A 16,126-nucleotide genomic window follows, 5' to 3' on the forward strand; every position below is an offset into this window, starting at 1 on the left:
GGTGAAGGCGGATGGGGTACAAAAGATGTTGAGGTCAGATGTGAATAATTCTTGTTTATTTTCATTCAACGTTACGTCGGTACCTCTACTCGCGCGTACAACCGCTATCGCGCGCTTACAAGCACGCTGCCATCCCTCCCACGGATCAACATCACCGGCATGACGGCAGGCAGCAGGTCGATCAGTGACTCCACCGCTGCACTGTCGAATTCGCCTGACAAGCGCAAATCGCCAAGTCGATTGTCGGCCAGCCGGATCGGGGCCTGGCGATACCGACGAATTTCAGCGAGTACCTCGCGTAGCGGTGTACCGTCAAAGCGCAGTTTGCCCTGTTGCCAGGCGGTGGCGCTGGCAGGGTCGAGCGCTGCGACCGCGCCCAATGACTCACGACTGGGCATCAGCTGCTGACCGCCCAGCAAACGCTGAGGCCCGGCACTCGCTGTCGATACATCCACCGCGCCTTCAATTACGGCTACAGCCACGCCACGGCTATCGCTGCGTACATTAAACACCGTACTGATGTCGCGCACCGCCACACCCTGGCTACGGACAATGAAAGGCTTGTCGCCCGGCGCCACGGTGAAGGTAGCCTCGCCCTCCAGTAATTCGAACTGGCGACTGCGCAGACGTTGTTCGATACGCAGGTGAGTGGCACTGTTGAGGGCGATCCGGCTGCCGTCAGCCAGTTGCAGGTCGTGCCGCTGGCCATAGGCCGTGCGCACGTCTTCGCTGCGCCAGGCTGGATCTATCCCCCACAGCATCGACGCGAGCGCCACTGTCGAAAGGCTTGCGCCAAGCACCTGCTTGCGCCGCCGCTGGCGGACAGTCTGCGCTTTGCCTTCCGCCAGCAGTGCTTCGCGGGACGGTACACGGTTGCGAAGCGCCAGCTCAAAGGGCGTCAGCGGGTCATTGCTGCCGGGGCGACGGGGTTCGCTCATGACTCAGCTGCGCCCTGCCAGCGCTAGCCGTGCCGGCTCCCAGTCCTGGGCGATGCTGCGCATGGCCCGGGCGAAGTGCTGGGTGACCATGTTCACCGAGATGGCCAGCTCAGCAGCGATCTCACGCTGCGGCATGCCATGGATGCGGTGCAGCAGAAAAACTTGCCGCGCCCGTGCCGGCAGATTGTCGATAATCGCCAATAGTGCTTCGAGCTGTTGAGCGAAATCCAGCGCTGCTGCGCCGTCGAATTCATGCACGTGCCAGTCCGGCACGTCGGTAGTCGGCTCGAAATAGGCGTCACGGGTGATATCCGCACGCCGGCGGTCGATGGCGCGATTGAAGGAAGTACGGCGCAGGAAGGCGAACGGCAGCCTGACCGCTTGCTGTGGCGGCTTCTCCAGTAGCTGCAGGCACACGTCATGGACCACATCGCGGGCAAACTGACTGCCGTGAAAGCGCCGACGGATGTAGGCGACCAGGTCTTCGTAATGCAGCGCCAGAGCGCTGATCAGTTCCGGGTTGTGAGGTGACTGAGTCATGATGACGGTGTGGCTAAGTGAAAGTGAGTCGCATTATATATAAAGATAAGCTGTGCGCTAGCCGACTTCGGGTTCGTCCAGAAACCAAAAGCCCGCAGTTACGCGGGCTTTGGACTATTTACTGGCAGATCGACGCGGGATCACTCCCACTCAATCGTCGCCGGCGGCTTGCTCGACACGTCATAAGTCACGCGCGAGATGCCTTCGATCTCGTTGATGATCCGCCCGCTGACCGTTTCCAGCAGCTCGTAAGGCAGGTGCGCCCAGCGTGCGGTCATGAAGTCCACGGTCTCGACGGCGCGCAGGGCGACGACCCAGGCGTAGCGACGGCCGTCACCGACCACACCCACCGACTTGACCGGCTGGAACACCACGAAGGCCTGGCTGGTCTTGTGGTACCAGTCGGCTTTGCGCAGCTCTTCGATGAAGATGTGGTCAGCGCGACGGAGGATGTCGGCGTATTCCTTTTTCACTTCACCAAGGATACGCACGCCCAGGCCCGGGCCCGGGAACGGGTGGCGGTAGACCATGTCGTACGGCAGGCCGAGTTCGAGGCCGAGTTTGCGCACTTCGTCCTTGAACAGCTCACGCAGTGGCTCGACCAGTTTGAGGTTCATTTCCTCTGGCAAGCCGCCGACGTTGTGGTGCGACTTGATCACGTGGGCCTTGCCGCTCTTGGCGCCAGCCGACTCGATCACATCCGGGTAGATGGTGCCTTGGGCGAGGAACTGGATGTTTTCCAGTTTGCTGGCTTCGGCATCGAACACGTCGATGAAGGTGCGGCCGATGATCTTGCGCTTCTTCTCCGGATCGGCTTCGCCTTCCAGGTTGCCCAGGAACTGAGCTTCGGCGTTGGCGCGGATCACCTTGACGCCCATGTTCTCGGCGAACATGGCCATCACTTGCTCACCTTCGTGCAGGCGCAGCAGGCCGTTGTCGACGAATACGCAGGTCAGCTGGTCGCCGATGGCGCGGTGCAGCAGCGCAGCAACCACCGACGAGTCGACGCCACCGGACAGGCCCAGCAGGACGTTGGCAGTGCCGACCTGGGCGCGGACCTGGGCGATGGCATCTTCAACGATGTTGGACGAGGTCCACAGCGCTTCGCAGCCGCAGATGTCGAGGATGAAGCGCGACAGGATGCGTCCGCCCTGCTTGGTGTGGGTCACTTCAGGGTGGAACTGCACGCCGTAGTAGCCGCGGCTGTCGTCGAACATACCGGCGATCGGGCAGCTTGGGGTGCTGGCCAGAACGTGGAAGTTCTCTGGCATGCGGGTGACCTTGTCACCGTGGCTCATCCATACATCGAGACCAAACACGCCGTCGGCGTCTACATGGTCTTCGATGCCGTCGAGCAGGCGGCTCTTGCCGACCACGTCAACGCGAGCGTAGCCGAATTCGCGCAGCTCGGAGCCTTCGACCTTGCCGCCCATCTGCTCGGCCATGGTCTGCATGCCGTAGCAGATGCCCAGCACCGGTACGTTGAGGTCGAACACCGCTTGCGGTGCACGCGGGCTGTTGGCTTCGTGGACCGACTCTGGGCCGCCAGCGAGGATGATGCCGCGCGGGTTGAATTCGCGGATCGCTTCATCGTCCATGTCGAACGGATGCAGCTCGCAGTAGACACCGATCTCGCGCACGCGGCGGGCGATCAGCTGGGTGTACTGGGAACCGAAGTCGAGGATCAGGATGCGGTGAGCGTGAATGTCGAGGGCCATGACTCAATCTCGTCAGTGGAAATCGGAAACAACACGGGGCTGTCGTAACAGCCCCGCTTGCTAATGATGCTGGAAGCCTCAGCCTACGCGGTAGTTTGGCGCTTCCTTGGTGATCTGCACGTCATGCACGTGGGACTCGGCCATGCCGGCACCGGTGATGCGTACAAACTCAGGCTTGGTGCGCATCTCTTCGATGGTGGCACTGCCGGTATAGCCCATGGACGAACGCAGGCCGCCCATCAGCTGGTGAATGATCGCAGCCAGTGCGCCTTTGTAAGGTACGCGGCCTTCGATGCCTTCCGGGACCAGCTTCTCGGCGCCGGCCGAGGAGTCCTGGAAGTAACGGTCGGACGAACCCTGCGCCTGAGCCATTGCACCCAGCGAACCCATGCCGCGGTAAGCCTTGTACGAACGACCCTGGAACAGCTCGACTTCGCCTGGTGCTTCTTCGGTACCGGCAAACATCGAACCCATCATCACGCACGAGGCGCCTGCGACGATGGCCTTGGACAGGTCACCCGAGAAGCGGATGCCGCCGTCGGCGATCAGTGGCACGCCGGTGCCTTCGAGGGCAGCGGCTACGTTGGCGATAGCGCTGATCTGCGGCACGCCGACACCAGCAACGATACGCGTGGTGCAGATCGAGCCTGGGCCGATACCGACCTTGACGGCGTCGGCGCCGGCATCAGCCAGGGCCTTGGCGGCAGCGCCGGTGGCGATGTTGCCGCCGATCACCTGCACGTGTGGGTAGGTTTCCTTGACCCAGCGAACGCGGTCGATCACGCCTTTGGAATGACCGTGGGCGGTGTCGACCACCACCACGTCAACGCCGGCAGCAACCAGCGCCGCAACGCGCTCGCCGGTGTCCTTGCCGGTGCCGACCGCAGCGCCGACGCGCAGACGACCCTGGTCGTCCTTGCTCGCCAGCGGGTAGGCCTTGGCCTTTTCGATGTCCTTGACGGTCATCATGCCCTTGAGGCTGAACTTGCCGTCAACGATCAGGACTTTTTCCAGGCGGTGCTTGTGCAGCAGCTCGCGGACTTCGTTCTTGTCGGCGCCTTCGCGGACGGTGACCAGACGCTCTTTGGGCGTCATCACGTCACGCACCTTGGCGTCCAGACGGGTCTCGAAGCGTACGTCACGGGAGGTGACGATACCGACCAGGTCGCCGTTGGCCAGCACCGGAACACCAGAGATATTGTTCAGGCGGGTCAGGTCGAACAGGTCACGCACGGTGGCGTCGGCTTCGATGGTGATCGGGTCCTTGACCACGCCAGCCTCGAACTTCTTGACCTTGCGCACTTCGCTGGCCTGTTGTTCGATGGTCATGTTCTTGTGGATGATGCCGATACCGCCTTCCTGCGCCATGGCGATGGCCAGACGGGCTTCGGTAACGGTGTCCATGGCAGCGGATACCAGCGGAATGTTCAGCTCGATGCCACGGGTCAAACGGGTCTTGAGACTGACTTCATTGGGCAGTACCTCGGAATAACCAGGTACAAGGAGAATGTCGTCGAAGGTCAGTGCTTCTTGGCTGATACGCAGCATCGCGGGGGCTCCCGGGCGGGAAAATTGGAAGCGCGCCATTATACTCATCCATGGCGCGCCGCTCAATGCAAAATAAGGGCCTTCGGTCAGGCCTGTGGCAGTTTTACCTGCACCACGGCTACCGGATGGTCGAGCCAGTCGGCAAACGCGGCGAGGAAGGTCGAGGTAAAACCGGCCTCGCCCCAGTTGTTGAAGATGAACCCCAGGTTGGAAAAGGCACATGGCTGCAAGAATAGAAAGCCATTGATGTCGTCTTCGAAGGCGCACAGCGGGCAGGTGAAGTTGTCGCTCACCCCCGGCATCCACTCTTCCAGGCTGTCGAACAGCGGTTCGCCGACCTCACGCCGGCACTCCGGGCAGCCGGCTTCTTCAAGAAAGCCCTCGGTCGGGGTGTAGATGCAGCGCTTGAGCATGACCTCCAGGCCGTTGACCGGCTGATCGAACGGCAGCAGCTCGGGCCGCAGGGCGATCTTGCGCGCGCCTGGCGCCAGCGCGTAGGCCATGCGGTTGCCGCTGCGGCCACAGGTGCTCAACTGCTCCTCGACGATTTTCTCCCTGACCAGCCAGCGCAGGATCGCCCGCGCGCGGGCCTCGTGCACCGGGACGGTGGACAGTCTGGGGACGATAATGCTCTGGGTGTTCATGAACAAGGCAGGCCTGGGACTTCAATAATCGGCCAATTCTACCCCCTGCTCAGCTCGTCAGGTAGCGAACAATCAAGGCCACACCGCTGGCCAGTACCAGCCAGGTCACCAGCCGTACAAAAGCTTCGCGGGAGAGCTTGAAGCTCAACTGGCGGCCTATCCAGGTGCCAAGGAACATCACTGGCAGCAAGCACGCCGCCAGCAACAGCAGGCTTGTGTCGGCATACACCCCGGCAATCACGAACAACGACAGGCGCACGATGGTGCTGCAACTGATCAGCGCGCACTGCGTCGCGCGGGCCTCATCCTTGGAATCCAGCCGTGCATTCAGGTAGATCGCATAAAGGAAACCACCACTGCCGAACATGGCGCCGAACAGCCCGCCGACGGTTCCCATGGGCATCGCCCAGAGCGGATTCAGACGTTTCGGTCGGGTTTTGATCGCAAGCCCATAAATGGCGTAGGCCGTAACGAACACGCCCATCAGCAGCAACAGCAGGTCTGATTTCAGCTGCAGCAGGAACACCACGCCCAAAATGCAACCGATGGCCATGAACGGCAGCAGCCGCAGCAACTCGGCACGGGCAACGTCCTTGCGCGACGGCAGCAGGTTGCCGAACGCCGCAATGAAGTCGAGCAGCACCAGCAGCGGCACCACCTTGGACAGCGGCATGAAATGAATCAACACCGGCGCCGCAATCAACGCCGTACCAAATCCGGCAATGCCGAACACGACGTAGGCCGCGCTGACCGCGAGTAACACCGGAATCCATTCGAGGCCGGTAAACGGCAATTGAGCGAGCATGCAAGTCCCTCCTTGGGCGATGCGCAAAGGTAGCACTCCAGCGCATGCTCGGTGCAGAGGGCGATGCACAAGTCAGCCTTGTCCTTTATGATGCCGAGCATGATCAAAGACCCTTTCGAACGACTCGGCCTGGACCGCGAGGTCCTCACCGTCAGCCAACTCAACGGCCGCGCCCGCGTGCTGCTCGAGGACGTGTTCCGCAACGTCTGGGTTGAGGGCGAGATTTCCAACCTGGCCCGGCCCGCCTCTGGCCACATCTACTTCACCCTCAAGGACAGCGGCGCGCAGGTGCGCTGCGCGCTGTTCCGCCAGAACGCCACGCGTGTGCGTCAGGCCCTGCGCGATGGCCTGGCCGTGCGGGTGCGCGGCAAGGTCTCGCTGTTCGAGGGCCGCGGCGACTATCAGCTGATCCTCGATACGGTCGAACCAGCTGGTGACGGCGCCCTGCGTCTGGCCTTCGAAGCGCTGAAAGAGAAACTCAGCGCCGAAGGCCTGTTCAGCACCGAGCGCAAGCAGCCGCTGCCGGCGCACCCACAACGCATCGGCATCATCACCTCGCCTACCGGCGCGGTGATCCGCGACATCATCAGCGTGTTTGGCCGGCGCGCGCCGCAGGTCGAGCTGAACCTGATCCCGACTGCCGTGCAGGGCCGCGAGGCGATCAATCAGATCGTGCGCGCCCTGCGCCTGGCCGACAGCCGTGGCTTTGATGCCCTGATCCTGGCCCGTGGCGGCGGTTCGCTGGAAGACCTCTGGTGCTTCAACGAAGAAGCCGTCGCGCGGGCTATTGCCGCCTGTGTGACGCCGATCGTCAGTGCTGTAGGCCATGAAACAGACGTTTCGATCAGTGACTTCGTCGCCGACGTGCGCGCCCCCACGCCGTCCGCCGCTGCCGAACTATTGGCTCCGGACAGCAGCGGTTTGCAGCTGCGCCTTGAGAGCCTGCAACGGCGGCTGTTGCTGCGCATGCAGAACCGTCTGAGCCATGACCGCCTGCGCGTCGATGGCCTGGCCCGCCGCCTGCGTCACCCCGGCGAACGCCTGCGCCAACAGGCGCAGCGTCTGGACGATCTGGACATGCGCCTGCGCCGCGCCTTTGCGCTGAACATGCGCGCACGCCAGGAGCGCCTCGGCCGCCTCGACACGCGCCTGGCCGCGCAGCACCCGGGGCGCACGCTGAAGTTGCTCGGCCAGCGTCTGGACAGCCTCGCCGAGCGCCTGCCGCGGGCCATGCGCGAAACCCTCAAGGACCGCCGGCAACGCTTCCAGGCCCAGCTGCAGACCTTGCAGGTGGTCAGCCCGCTTGCGACCCTGGCACGTGGCTACAGCATCTTGCTGGATGAGCGCGGCCAGGCCATCCGCAGCGCGGCGCAGACGCGCAACGGTCAACGCCTGACCGCTCGCCTCAACGAAGGCGAGCTGCAGGTGCGGGTCGAAGACAACCACCAGACTCCGGTCACCCTTTCGCTATTGGATTGACACATGCCCCGCTTGCTCGCTCCACTGCTTGCTCTGTCCTTGCTGCTGCTGACCACTGCGGCCCAGGCCAGCTACATCACCCGCACCTTGAACAAGCCAGTGCCGGGCGGCGTCGCCGTGGTCGACCTGGGCCCTGCTGCCAGTGCCCCACAGGCGCGCTTTGACGGCAAGCCGGTGCTGGTGGTCAAGGAGCAGGACAACTGGCTGGCGATCGTCGGCATCCCGCTGACGCAGAAGCCTGGCACTGCCACTCTCAGCCAAGGTAACCGCAGCCTGCCGTTCACCGTCGGCAGCAAGAAATACCCCGAACAGCACATCACCCTGAAGAACAAGCGCCAGGTCAACCCAGACCCGGCCGACCTCAAACGGATCGACCGCGAGCTGGCCGAGCAGGTCAAAGCCTACCGCAGCTTCAGCCCGGCCCTGCCGAGCAACCTGATCCTCGACAAACCGGTCAACGGGCCGCTGTCGAGCAAGTTTGGCGTGCGCCGCTTCTTCAACGGTGAAGAGCGCAACCCGCACGCCGGGCTGGACTTCGCCGTCCCCGCCGGGACGCCGATCAAGACCCCGGCCAACGGCACGGTGATCTTGATCGGTAACTACTTTTTCAATGGCCAGACGGTATTCGTCGACCACGGCCAGGGCTTTATCAGCATGTTCTGCCACATGTCGAAAATCGACGTGAAGAACGGCCAGCAACTGCGCCGTGGTGACGTGGTTGGCCGGGTCGGCGCCACCGGTCGCGCCACTGGCCCGCACATGCACTGGAACGTCAGCCTGAACGATGCGCGGGTCGATCCAGCGATCTTCATCGGCGCATTCCAGCCCTGATCGGTTACACGCGGTGCTGCGTGTGGGTGTAGGAGCGGCCTTGTGTCGCGAAAGGCCCGCAAAGCGGGCCCAGCAATGTTTGCGGCGGAGCTGAATATCTGGGGGCGCTACGCACCCCTTTCGCGACACAAGGCCGCTCCTACAGGACCTGCGCCTGAGTTGCGCCGTGAAAATATAGTGCGCAACCAGCATTAAGCACTCGAGGAATAACAGCCATAAAATCGCGCCAATGAACACTTTTTAAGCATTTATCTCAATTTTTTCTCAAGGCTTGCCAACCCTCATCGCTCTGGTTAGGGTTGAAGCCATGAAAACCTCAAGCACCCTCATTCTGCTCCGCCAACACCGCAGCCTCTGCCTGGTCAGTGCCCGACTACCAGGGTGAATCGCGTCGCCTCGCCTTTTCATCTCGTTATCGTCCGGCAGGCCCGATCTCGGCCGCACCCAAAAGGATTATTCGCATGACCATGCTCAAAGACCCGTCGAAGAAATACCGCGCCTTCCCCACCATCGATTTGCCCGACCGCACCTGGCCGTCCAAGACCATCACCGAAGCGCCGATCTGGTGCAGCTCTGACCTGCGTGATGGCAACCAGTCGCTGATCGAGCCGATGGATGCGGAGAAGAAGCTGCGTTTCTGGAAGACGCTGGTGCAGGTTGGCGTGAAGGAAATCGAAGCGTCGTTCCCGTCTGCCTCGCAGACCGATTTCGACTTCGTGCGCACCTTGATCGAAGGCGGCCACATCCCGGATGACACCACCATCCAGGTACTGACCCAGGCCCGCGAAGACCTGATCGCACGCACCTTCGAGTCGCTGCGTGGGGCGAAAAAGGCCATTGTCCACCTGTACAACGCGACCAGCCCGTCGTTCCGCCGCATCGTCTTCAACCAGGACAAGCAAGGCGTCAAGGACATCGCCGTCAACGCCGCCAAGCTGTTCGTCAAATACGCAGCGCAGCAGCCTGAGACACACTGGACCTTCCAGTACTCGCCAGAGACCTTCAGCGCTACCGAACTGGAGTTCGCCAAGGAAGTCTGCGACGCCGTGACCGAGGTGTGGAACCCGACGCCTGAGCACAAGATCATCTTCAACCTGCCAGCCACTGTTGAAGTGGCCACGCCGAATATCTACGCCGACCAGATCGAGTGGTTCTGCCGCAACGTCAATCGCCGTGACAGCGTGATCATCAGCCTGCACTGCCACAACGACCGTGGCACCGGCATCGCTGCCACCGAACTGGGCCTGATGGCCGGTGCCGACCGCGCCGAAGGCTGCCTGTTCGGCAACGGCGAGCGCACCGGCAACGTCGACCTGGTGACCTTGGCGCTGAACCTCTACACCCAGGGCATCGACCCACAACTGGACTTCTCCGACATCGACGGCGTGCGCAAGGTCGTCGAGGAATGCAACCAGTTGCCGGTGCACCCACGTCACCCCTACGTCGGCGACCTGGTCCACACCGCGTTCTCCGGCTCGCACCAGGACGCCATTCGCAAAGGCTTCAGCAAGCAGCAGGAAGGCGAGCTGTGGGAAGTGCCGTACCTGCCGATCGACCCGGCCGACATCGGCCGCAGCTACGAGGCGGTGATCCGCGTCAACAGCCAGTCGGGCAAAGGCGGCATCACCTACCTGCTCGAGCAGGAATACGGCATCAGCCTGCCGCGCCGCATGCAGATCGAGTTCAGCCAGGTCGTACAGGGTGAAACCGACCGCCTGGGCCTGGAAATGACTGCCCAGCAGATCTACAAGCTGCTGCACAAGGAGTACCTCCAGGCCAACGCCCCGTACGCCTTGGTCAGCCACCGCCTGCAGGAAGAAAACGGCAGCAGCAAGGTCGAAGTGGAAGTAGCCGGTGAAGGCGAAACCAACCTGCACTGGCACGGCAAGGGCAACGGTGCGCTGGAAGCGCTGGCTGCCTGCATCCCGGTCGCCGTGGAAATCATGGACTACAACGAGCACGCCATCGGTGCCGGTACCAACGCCAAGGCGGCCGCCTACATCGAGCTGCGCGTTGCCGGTGGCCGCCCGGTGCATGGTGTAGGTATCGATGAAAACATCACCACCGCAAGCTTCAAGGCGCTGTTCAGTGCCCTGAACCGCTCGCTGAGCCAGGAAGAGGCCAAAGCGGCTTAACTCACCGCCGGCTCATCAAACCGCATCCAAGGATGCGGTTTTTTTTGGCCAGCAGTTCAGCGCTGTCCGTAGGAGCGGCCTTGCCGGGGCGCCGGACCGGTCGGAAAGGGGTGCGAAGCGCCCCCAAAATTTCAGCTTCGCCGCTGACATCGCCGGGCCCGCTTTGCGGGCCTTTCGCGACACAAGGCCGCTCCTACAGGGATGCGGGCACGACAAGGGCAGACGTTGGATGTCGAACTAATTATCTTTATGTAGCAAGTAATTGAACATGCACTGACATGGATCAACACTTTGTTTATTGCACTAAAGTTGGGCATCAAATTCTCCGACGAAATACGTCGCTTATCAACTTCGTTTTATTTGATTAAACATTTAACATAGTGGCCGCGTGCCACCAATGACAACAACAGCTTCGGCACTCGCCATATTTACTTCTGCTCACAAGGATATCGACGCCAAAGCCAATGTTGACCAACGCACCGCTACGCCAGAAACTGCTGCTGATCTTGCTGTTCCCCCTGCTCGGCTTTCTGGTACTCGCCGGCCTGTTTCTGAATGACAACCTGCGCACCCTGCGAGACATGCAGGCCACCGTCAGCGCGAGCGGCACCGCCCAGTCGATCAGCCAGCTGGTCACCCGCCTGCAACGCGAGCGTGGCGCCAGCGGTGTATTCATCGGTAGCCAGGGCAAGAACATGGGCGATCGCCTTGTTCAGTTTCGCCAGGACAGCAGCGCTGCGCTGGAAACACTGCGCAACCTGCCGGAAAAATCCGCTGAGTTGACCCAGACCTTGAGCAGCCTCGAACAACTTTCAGCGCTGCGTAGCCAAGTCGACGGCTTGAGCATCGACAGTACGCAATCGAGCCTGCGTTATACCGAACTTATTCAAAAGCTGATCGGCTATACCCATTCATTGGAAAACCGCGTCACCGATACTGCCGTGGTGCAAGCACTCAGCGCCCTCAATCAATTTATAGAACTCAAGGAGCGTGCTGGCCGTGAGCGCGTTATCCTCGGCCTGGTATTCAATCAAGATCACTTCGATGCGGCACTGTTATCGCGCTTCAGTCGTAACCTGGGTGAATTCACCGCTTATAGCGAAGGCTTCATGCGCAAGGCACCCGCCAGCGTATTGAGCCAATACCAGAACGCTCTGCAAAGCGCGTCGGCGCTGGAAGTGGCGAAACTGCAGAAGCTCGGTTTCGACGTGCCACTGGGCCAGCCGCTGAACACCAAGCCTGAAGCCTGGTTCGAGCTGGCAACGCAACGCATCGACCAAATGAGCGAAGTCGAAACCAGCCTGGCGCAGACCGTCGGCCAGCTTGCCGAGCAGGCCCGCAGCGGCGCCGCCCGAGCGTTCTGGCTGACCGCTATCGGTGCAGCGCTGGCACTGCTCTGCGTTGCGCTGCTGGCATCGCTGATCATCCGCAGCATGGGCCGTGCAGTGCATGACATCAACGCCACCCTCGACGCCCTGGCCCGCCGCGACCTGACTGCACGCACCCACTACCGCAGCCAGGATGAGTTCGGCCAGATCGCCGCCAACCTCAACCGCATGGCCCAAGAGATCACCGAGATCGTCCAGGAGATCGGCAGCGCCACCGCCCAGGTGGCCACCGCCGCCGAAGAGTCGTCGACCGTCACCCTGCAAACCAGCCGCAGTGTCGAGCAGCAACGCCAGAGCACCGAACTGGTCGCCACCGCGATCAATGAAATGAGCGCCACCGTGCGCGACGTGGCCCAGAGCACCAGCGATGCAGCCAACCTCTCCCAGCAGATCCACGGCAGCACCGTGGTGGGCCGCGAGGAGATCGAAACCACCATCACGCTGATCCGCGAGCTGTCCAGCCAAGCCCAGCAGACCGCCACCATCATTGATGAGCTGAAGGACGAAAGCGACGCCATCACCTCGGTGCTGGACGTGATTCGCGGCATCGCCGAGCAAACCAACCTGCTCGCCCTCAACGCCGCCATCGAGGCCGCCCGCGCCGGTGATCATGGCCGCGGCTTCGCTGTCGTCGCCTCGGAAGTGCGCACGCTGGCTCAGCGCACCCAGGAGTCGACCGGCAATATCCAGCAGATGATCAGCAACCTGCAGGCAGGCTCCGACCGCGCCAACGCCTCGATGCTGGAAACCCTGGGCAAGGCGCAGTCAGGCGCCGAACGTATCGGTCGGGCCGGCGAATTGCTCGGCAACATTGCCGAAGGCGTGGCCACCATCAACGACCGCACTATCCAGATCGCCTCTGCGGCCGAAGAGCAAAGTGCGGTCTCGGAAGACATCAGCCGCAACGTCAACGAGATCAACGACCTGGTCATCCAGGTCAGCGCCGGCGCCCAGCAGACCGCCGTCACCAGCCAGGAGCTGGCCCGTCTGGCCGAGCATCAGCAGCAACTGGTCAGCCGCTTCCGCCTGGCCTGACTGCCAGCCGGGCTTTCTCCAAAGCAAAAAAAGGGGCGCTGACCAAGCGCCCCATAAGCCGTGCAGCACACAACGAATTCAATCAGTCGAACAATGCCAGCGCCTCGGCGCTGCATTCGCTAATGCGGTTCCAGTCGCCGTTCTTGATCCAGCTGCTGTCGAGCATCCAGGTACCGCCCACGCACATGACATTGTTCAGCGCCATGTAGTTGCGCACGTTGCCTGGGTTGACCCCGCCGGTTGGGCAGAAGCGGATATCGCCAAACGGCCCGCCGAAGGCCTTGATCGCTGCCACGCCACCGCTGATCTCGGCCGGGAACAGCTTGAAGCGGCGGTAACCGAGGGCGTAGCCCTGCATGATCTCCGACGGCGTGCTGATGCCGGGCAACAGCGGAATGTCGCTCTCTACACCGGCAGCGAGAATGTCGGCAGTGATCCCCGGGGTCACCACAAACTGCGCGCCTGCGGCCTGGACAGCATTGAACATGCCACGATCGAGCACAGTGCCAGCACCGATACACAATTCCGGGCGCTGCTCGCGCAGCACTTCAATGGCCTTCAAGCCATGCTGCGAGCGCAGGGTTACTTCCAGCGTGCGAATGCCGCCAGCGGCCAGCGCATCGGCCAGCGGCAGGATGTCCTGCTCACGGGCGATGGTAACTACCGGCAGGATCCGTGCAGCGGCGCAGATCGCATCGATCCGCGCGGTTTTTTCGGCCATCGACAGCAAAGGCTGGGGGCGTTCAAGGGTGGTCATGACAGTGGATCCTTGGCTCATGGGCACCAGTAGATGCTCAGGGGGTCGTGAAGAAAGGCGCGAATCGGCATTTCGCTGGGGTCATCGCCCGCCAGCGCAGCGCGCAGGGTCGCCAGCTTGCCGGCCCCCTGCACAGACAAAGCAGTAAAGGCAGCGCTGGCCAGCAAGGCGCGGGTCATGCTCAGGCGCTGATGCGGCACGCTGGGCGCGAGCATCGGCAACACCCGCTGCTCGCCGACCTTGGCCAGGCCCTGGCGCAACAATGGGCTGGCCGGGAACAGCGACGCGGTATGGCCATCGTCACCCATGCCCAGCACCAGCACGTCGATTGGCGGCAACTCGGCGAGGGCCTGATCGGCCTGCTCGGCTGCTGCCTCAAGATTGCTGGCGTTGTGGTAGAGGCCGAGGAAGCGGGCCTTGGCGGCCGGACCCTTGAACAGGTGCCGGGCCAACAGGCCAGCATTGCTGTCGGCATGTTCGACCGGCACCCAGCGCTCGTCGGCAAGGCTCACGGTGACCTTGGCCCAATCCAGCTCGGCACTGGCCAGTTGCTCGAGAAACGGCACCGGGCTACGCCCGCCAGACAACACCAGGCACGCCTGGCCCTTGCTGGCGATTGCCTGGCGCAGACGCTCGGCGACATCCGCCGCCAGGCGTGCAGCCAATGCCTCGGCATCAGCCAATTGACGCGTCGTGACGACGCTTGGCAGTTGCAGTTCAGATATCGCCATACCATGACCTCCCATCACGTGTAATCAGTGCAATCGAGCTCATCGGCCCCCAGGAGCCGGCCGCATAGGGCTTGGGCGCGTCGCCGGCGTTTTTCCAGCCAGCGATCAGCTGATCGCACCACTTCCAGGCATATTCGATTTCGTCCTTGCGCACGAACAGGTTCTGGTTGCCGCGCATTACTTCCAGCAGCAAGCGCTCGTAGGCATCCGGAATCCGCGCACTGCGCCAGGTGTCGGAAAAATTCAGTTGCAACGGGCCGCTGCGCAGTTGCATGCCCTTGTCCAGGCCTTGCTCCTTGGTCATCACCCGCAGCGAAATACCTTCGTCCGGCTGCAGGCGGATGATCAGCTTGTTGCCGATCTGCAAGCGCTGTTCAGGGGCAAATATATAGTGCGGGGTTTCCTTGAAATGGATGACGATCTGCGACAGCTTGCCGGGCATGCGCTTGCCGGTGCGCAGGTAGAACGGCACCCCCGACCAGCGCCAGTTGCGGATATCGGCACGCAGGGCGACGAAGGTCTCCGTGTCGCTCTGGGCGTTGGCGTTGTCTTCTTCAAGGTAGCCCGGCACTGGCTTGCCATCGCTGTAACCGGCGATGTACTGGCCGCGGACCACGGCGGTGCTGAGGGCCTCGCCAGTGATCGGCGCCAGCGCCTTGAGCACCTTGACCTTCTCGTCGCGGATACTGTCCGCCGAGAGATCGCTGGGCGGGTCCATGGCAATCAGGCAGAGCAGCTGCAGCAAGTGGTTCTGGATCATGTCGCGCAGTTGGCCGGCCTTGTCGAAGTAGCCCCAACGGCCTTCGATACCGACCTTTTCAGCCACGGTGATCTCCACATGAGAGATCGAATTCTGGTTCCACTGGGTTTCGAACAGGCTGTTGGCAAAGCGCAGAGCGATCAGGTTCTGCACCGTCTCCTTGCCCAAGTAGTGGTCGATGCGATAAACCCGGCTCTCGGGGAAGAACCGCGCCACTGCATCGTTGACCCGCCGCGATGACTCAAGATCGTGCCCGATGGGCTTTTCCAGCACCACCCGGGTGCGCTCGACCAGGCCGGCCTTGTCGAGGTTCTCGCAAATCGCGCCGTACACCGCCGCGGGCGTGGCAAAGTAGGCGATCAGCGGCACGCCTGGGGCGGCCTGTTCAGCCAGAGTCTGATAACCCTCGGGCTGGAGGAAATCCAGATGCAGGTAGCTCAGCCGGGCCAGAAAGCGCCCAAGCGTAGCTGCTTCTATATCGGCGTCGGGCACAAACCGGCGCAGGTGCGCTTCGATGTTGCCCAGGTGCTGCTTGCTGTCACCGGCCTCGCGGGCCAGCGCCAGCAAGCGCGAATCGGCGTGCAGGAGGCCGGCACGGTCGAGCTGATAAAGCGCGGGGAACAGCTTGCGCAGTGCCAGGTCGCCGAGGGCGCCAAACAAGGCAAAGGTGCAAGGTTCAACACTGATCGCAGCCATGATGTTGGTTCTTTCCTAAAGTTGACCTAGGAATATCGTTTTCAACCGCACTTTTCAAGAGGTAATGTAGTAAAAACCACAACATTACCGACAAGTGTTACAGACAAGTGGTAGATCAACC

Annotated in this window: 13 protein-coding genes and 1 pseudogene; 5 read left to right on the forward strand and 9 right to left on the reverse strand. The window is 62.2% G+C overall.

Features of this window, described 5'->3' with window-relative positions; genetic code table 11:
- Nucleotides 1–104 precede the first annotated feature (104 nt).
- The 6 genes from ACQZ2L_RS18475 to ACQZ2L_RS18500 all read right to left on the reverse strand — a co-directional run bounded on the left by ACQZ2L_RS18475 (nucleotide 105) and on the right by ACQZ2L_RS18500 (nucleotide 6,193).
- Nucleotides 105–938, reverse strand: coding sequence for a FecR family protein (locus tag ACQZ2L_RS18475; RefSeq protein ID WP_430327291.1), 834 nt, complete (start codon nucleotides 936–938; stop codon nucleotides 105–107).
- 3 nt (nucleotides 939–941) lie between these two features.
- Nucleotides 942–1,478, reverse strand: coding sequence for an RNA polymerase sigma factor (locus ACQZ2L_RS18480; RefSeq protein ID WP_430327292.1), 537 nt, complete (start codon nucleotides 1,476–1,478; stop codon nucleotides 942–944).
- Between the two features lie 140 nt (nucleotides 1,479–1,618).
- On the reverse strand, nucleotides 1,619–3,196 hold the full coding sequence (guaA, locus tag ACQZ2L_RS18485; RefSeq protein ID WP_103436237.1) for a glutamine-hydrolyzing GMP synthase: 1,578 nt from the start codon (nucleotides 3,194–3,196) through the stop codon (nucleotides 1,619–1,621).
- 78 nt (nucleotides 3,197–3,274) lie between these two features.
- Nucleotides 3,275–4,744 carry an IMP dehydrogenase gene (gene guaB, locus ACQZ2L_RS18490; RefSeq protein WP_430327293.1) on the reverse strand — a complete coding sequence of 490 codons (1,470 nt, stop codon included), beginning with the start codon at nucleotides 4,742–4,744 and terminating at the stop codon, nucleotides 3,275–3,277.
- 86 nt (nucleotides 4,745–4,830) lie between these two features.
- A complete protein-coding gene (locus tag ACQZ2L_RS18495) occupies nucleotides 4,831–5,388 on the reverse strand; it encodes a sugar ABC transporter ATPase (protein WP_430327294.1) in 558 nt (185 codons plus the stop codon).
- A gap of 49 nt (nucleotides 5,389–5,437) precedes the next feature.
- The gene (locus ACQZ2L_RS18500; protein WP_430327295.1) at nucleotides 5,438–6,193 is read right to left on the reverse strand and encodes a sulfite exporter TauE/SafE family protein; all 756 of its coding nucleotides are present in this window, start codon (nucleotides 6,191–6,193) and stop codon (nucleotides 5,438–5,440) included.
- A gap of 99 nt (nucleotides 6,194–6,292) precedes the next feature.
- On the opposite strand from ACQZ2L_RS18500, the gene xseA reads away from it, so the two are divergent.
- The 5 genes and pseudogenes from xseA (at nucleotide 6,293) to ACQZ2L_RS18525 (ending at nucleotide 13,061) form a co-directional block, all read left to right on the forward strand.
- Nucleotides 6,293–7,672 carry an exodeoxyribonuclease VII large subunit gene (gene xseA / locus ACQZ2L_RS18505; RefSeq protein ID WP_430327296.1) on the forward strand — a complete coding sequence of 460 codons (1,380 nt, stop codon included), beginning with the start codon at nucleotides 6,293–6,295 and terminating at the stop codon, nucleotides 7,670–7,672.
- A 3-nt stretch (nucleotides 7,673–7,675) separates the two neighbouring features.
- A complete protein-coding gene (locus ACQZ2L_RS18510) occupies nucleotides 7,676–8,503 on the forward strand; it encodes a peptidoglycan DD-metalloendopeptidase family protein (protein ID WP_430327297.1) in 828 nt (275 codons plus the stop codon).
- A gap of 461 nt (nucleotides 8,504–8,964) precedes the next feature.
- A complete protein-coding gene (gene leuA / locus ACQZ2L_RS18515) occupies nucleotides 8,965–10,638 on the forward strand; it encodes a 2-isopropylmalate synthase (RefSeq protein ID WP_430327298.1) in 1,674 nt (557 codons plus the stop codon).
- A 581-nt stretch (nucleotides 10,639–11,219) separates the two neighbouring features.
- Nucleotides 11,220–12,200: pseudogene (locus tag ACQZ2L_RS18520) on the forward strand (nitrate- and nitrite sensing domain-containing protein); the annotation flags it as partial.
- Nucleotides 12,195–13,061, forward strand: a complete 867-nt coding sequence (locus ACQZ2L_RS18525; protein WP_430327379.1) for a methyl-accepting chemotaxis protein — start codon at nucleotides 12,195–12,197, stop codon at nucleotides 13,059–13,061. The pseudogene ACQZ2L_RS18520 and the gene ACQZ2L_RS18525, both read left to right, overlap by 6 nt.
- Before the next feature lie 82 nt (nucleotides 13,062–13,143).
- On the opposite strand, the gene ACQZ2L_RS18530 is transcribed toward ACQZ2L_RS18525, so the two are convergent.
- From ACQZ2L_RS18530 to zwf, 3 genes are read right to left on the reverse strand one after another with little or no spacing between them, the layout of a single operon-like run.
- Nucleotides 13,144–13,818: a bifunctional 4-hydroxy-2-oxoglutarate aldolase/2-dehydro-3-deoxy-phosphogluconate aldolase gene (locus ACQZ2L_RS18530; RefSeq protein WP_430327299.1), complete on the reverse strand. Its 675-nt coding sequence runs from the start codon at nucleotides 13,816–13,818 to the stop codon at nucleotides 13,144–13,146.
- A gap of 17 nt (nucleotides 13,819–13,835) precedes the next feature.
- The gene (gene pgl, locus ACQZ2L_RS18535) at nucleotides 13,836–14,549 is read right to left on the reverse strand and encodes a 6-phosphogluconolactonase (RefSeq protein WP_430327300.1); all 714 of its coding nucleotides are present in this window, start codon (nucleotides 14,547–14,549) and stop codon (nucleotides 13,836–13,838) included.
- On the reverse strand, nucleotides 14,536–16,005 hold the full coding sequence (zwf, locus tag ACQZ2L_RS18540) for a glucose-6-phosphate dehydrogenase (protein WP_430327301.1): 1,470 nt from the start codon (nucleotides 16,003–16,005) through the stop codon (nucleotides 14,536–14,538). The genes pgl and zwf overlap by 14 nt, the downstream gene beginning before the upstream one ends.
- Nucleotides 16,006–16,126 lie beyond the last annotated feature (121 nt).

Source organism: Pseudomonas shirazensis (assembly GCF_050496565.1).
GTDB lineage: Bacteria > Pseudomonadota > Gammaproteobacteria > Pseudomonadales > Pseudomonadaceae > Aquipseudomonas > Aquipseudomonas shirazensis_A.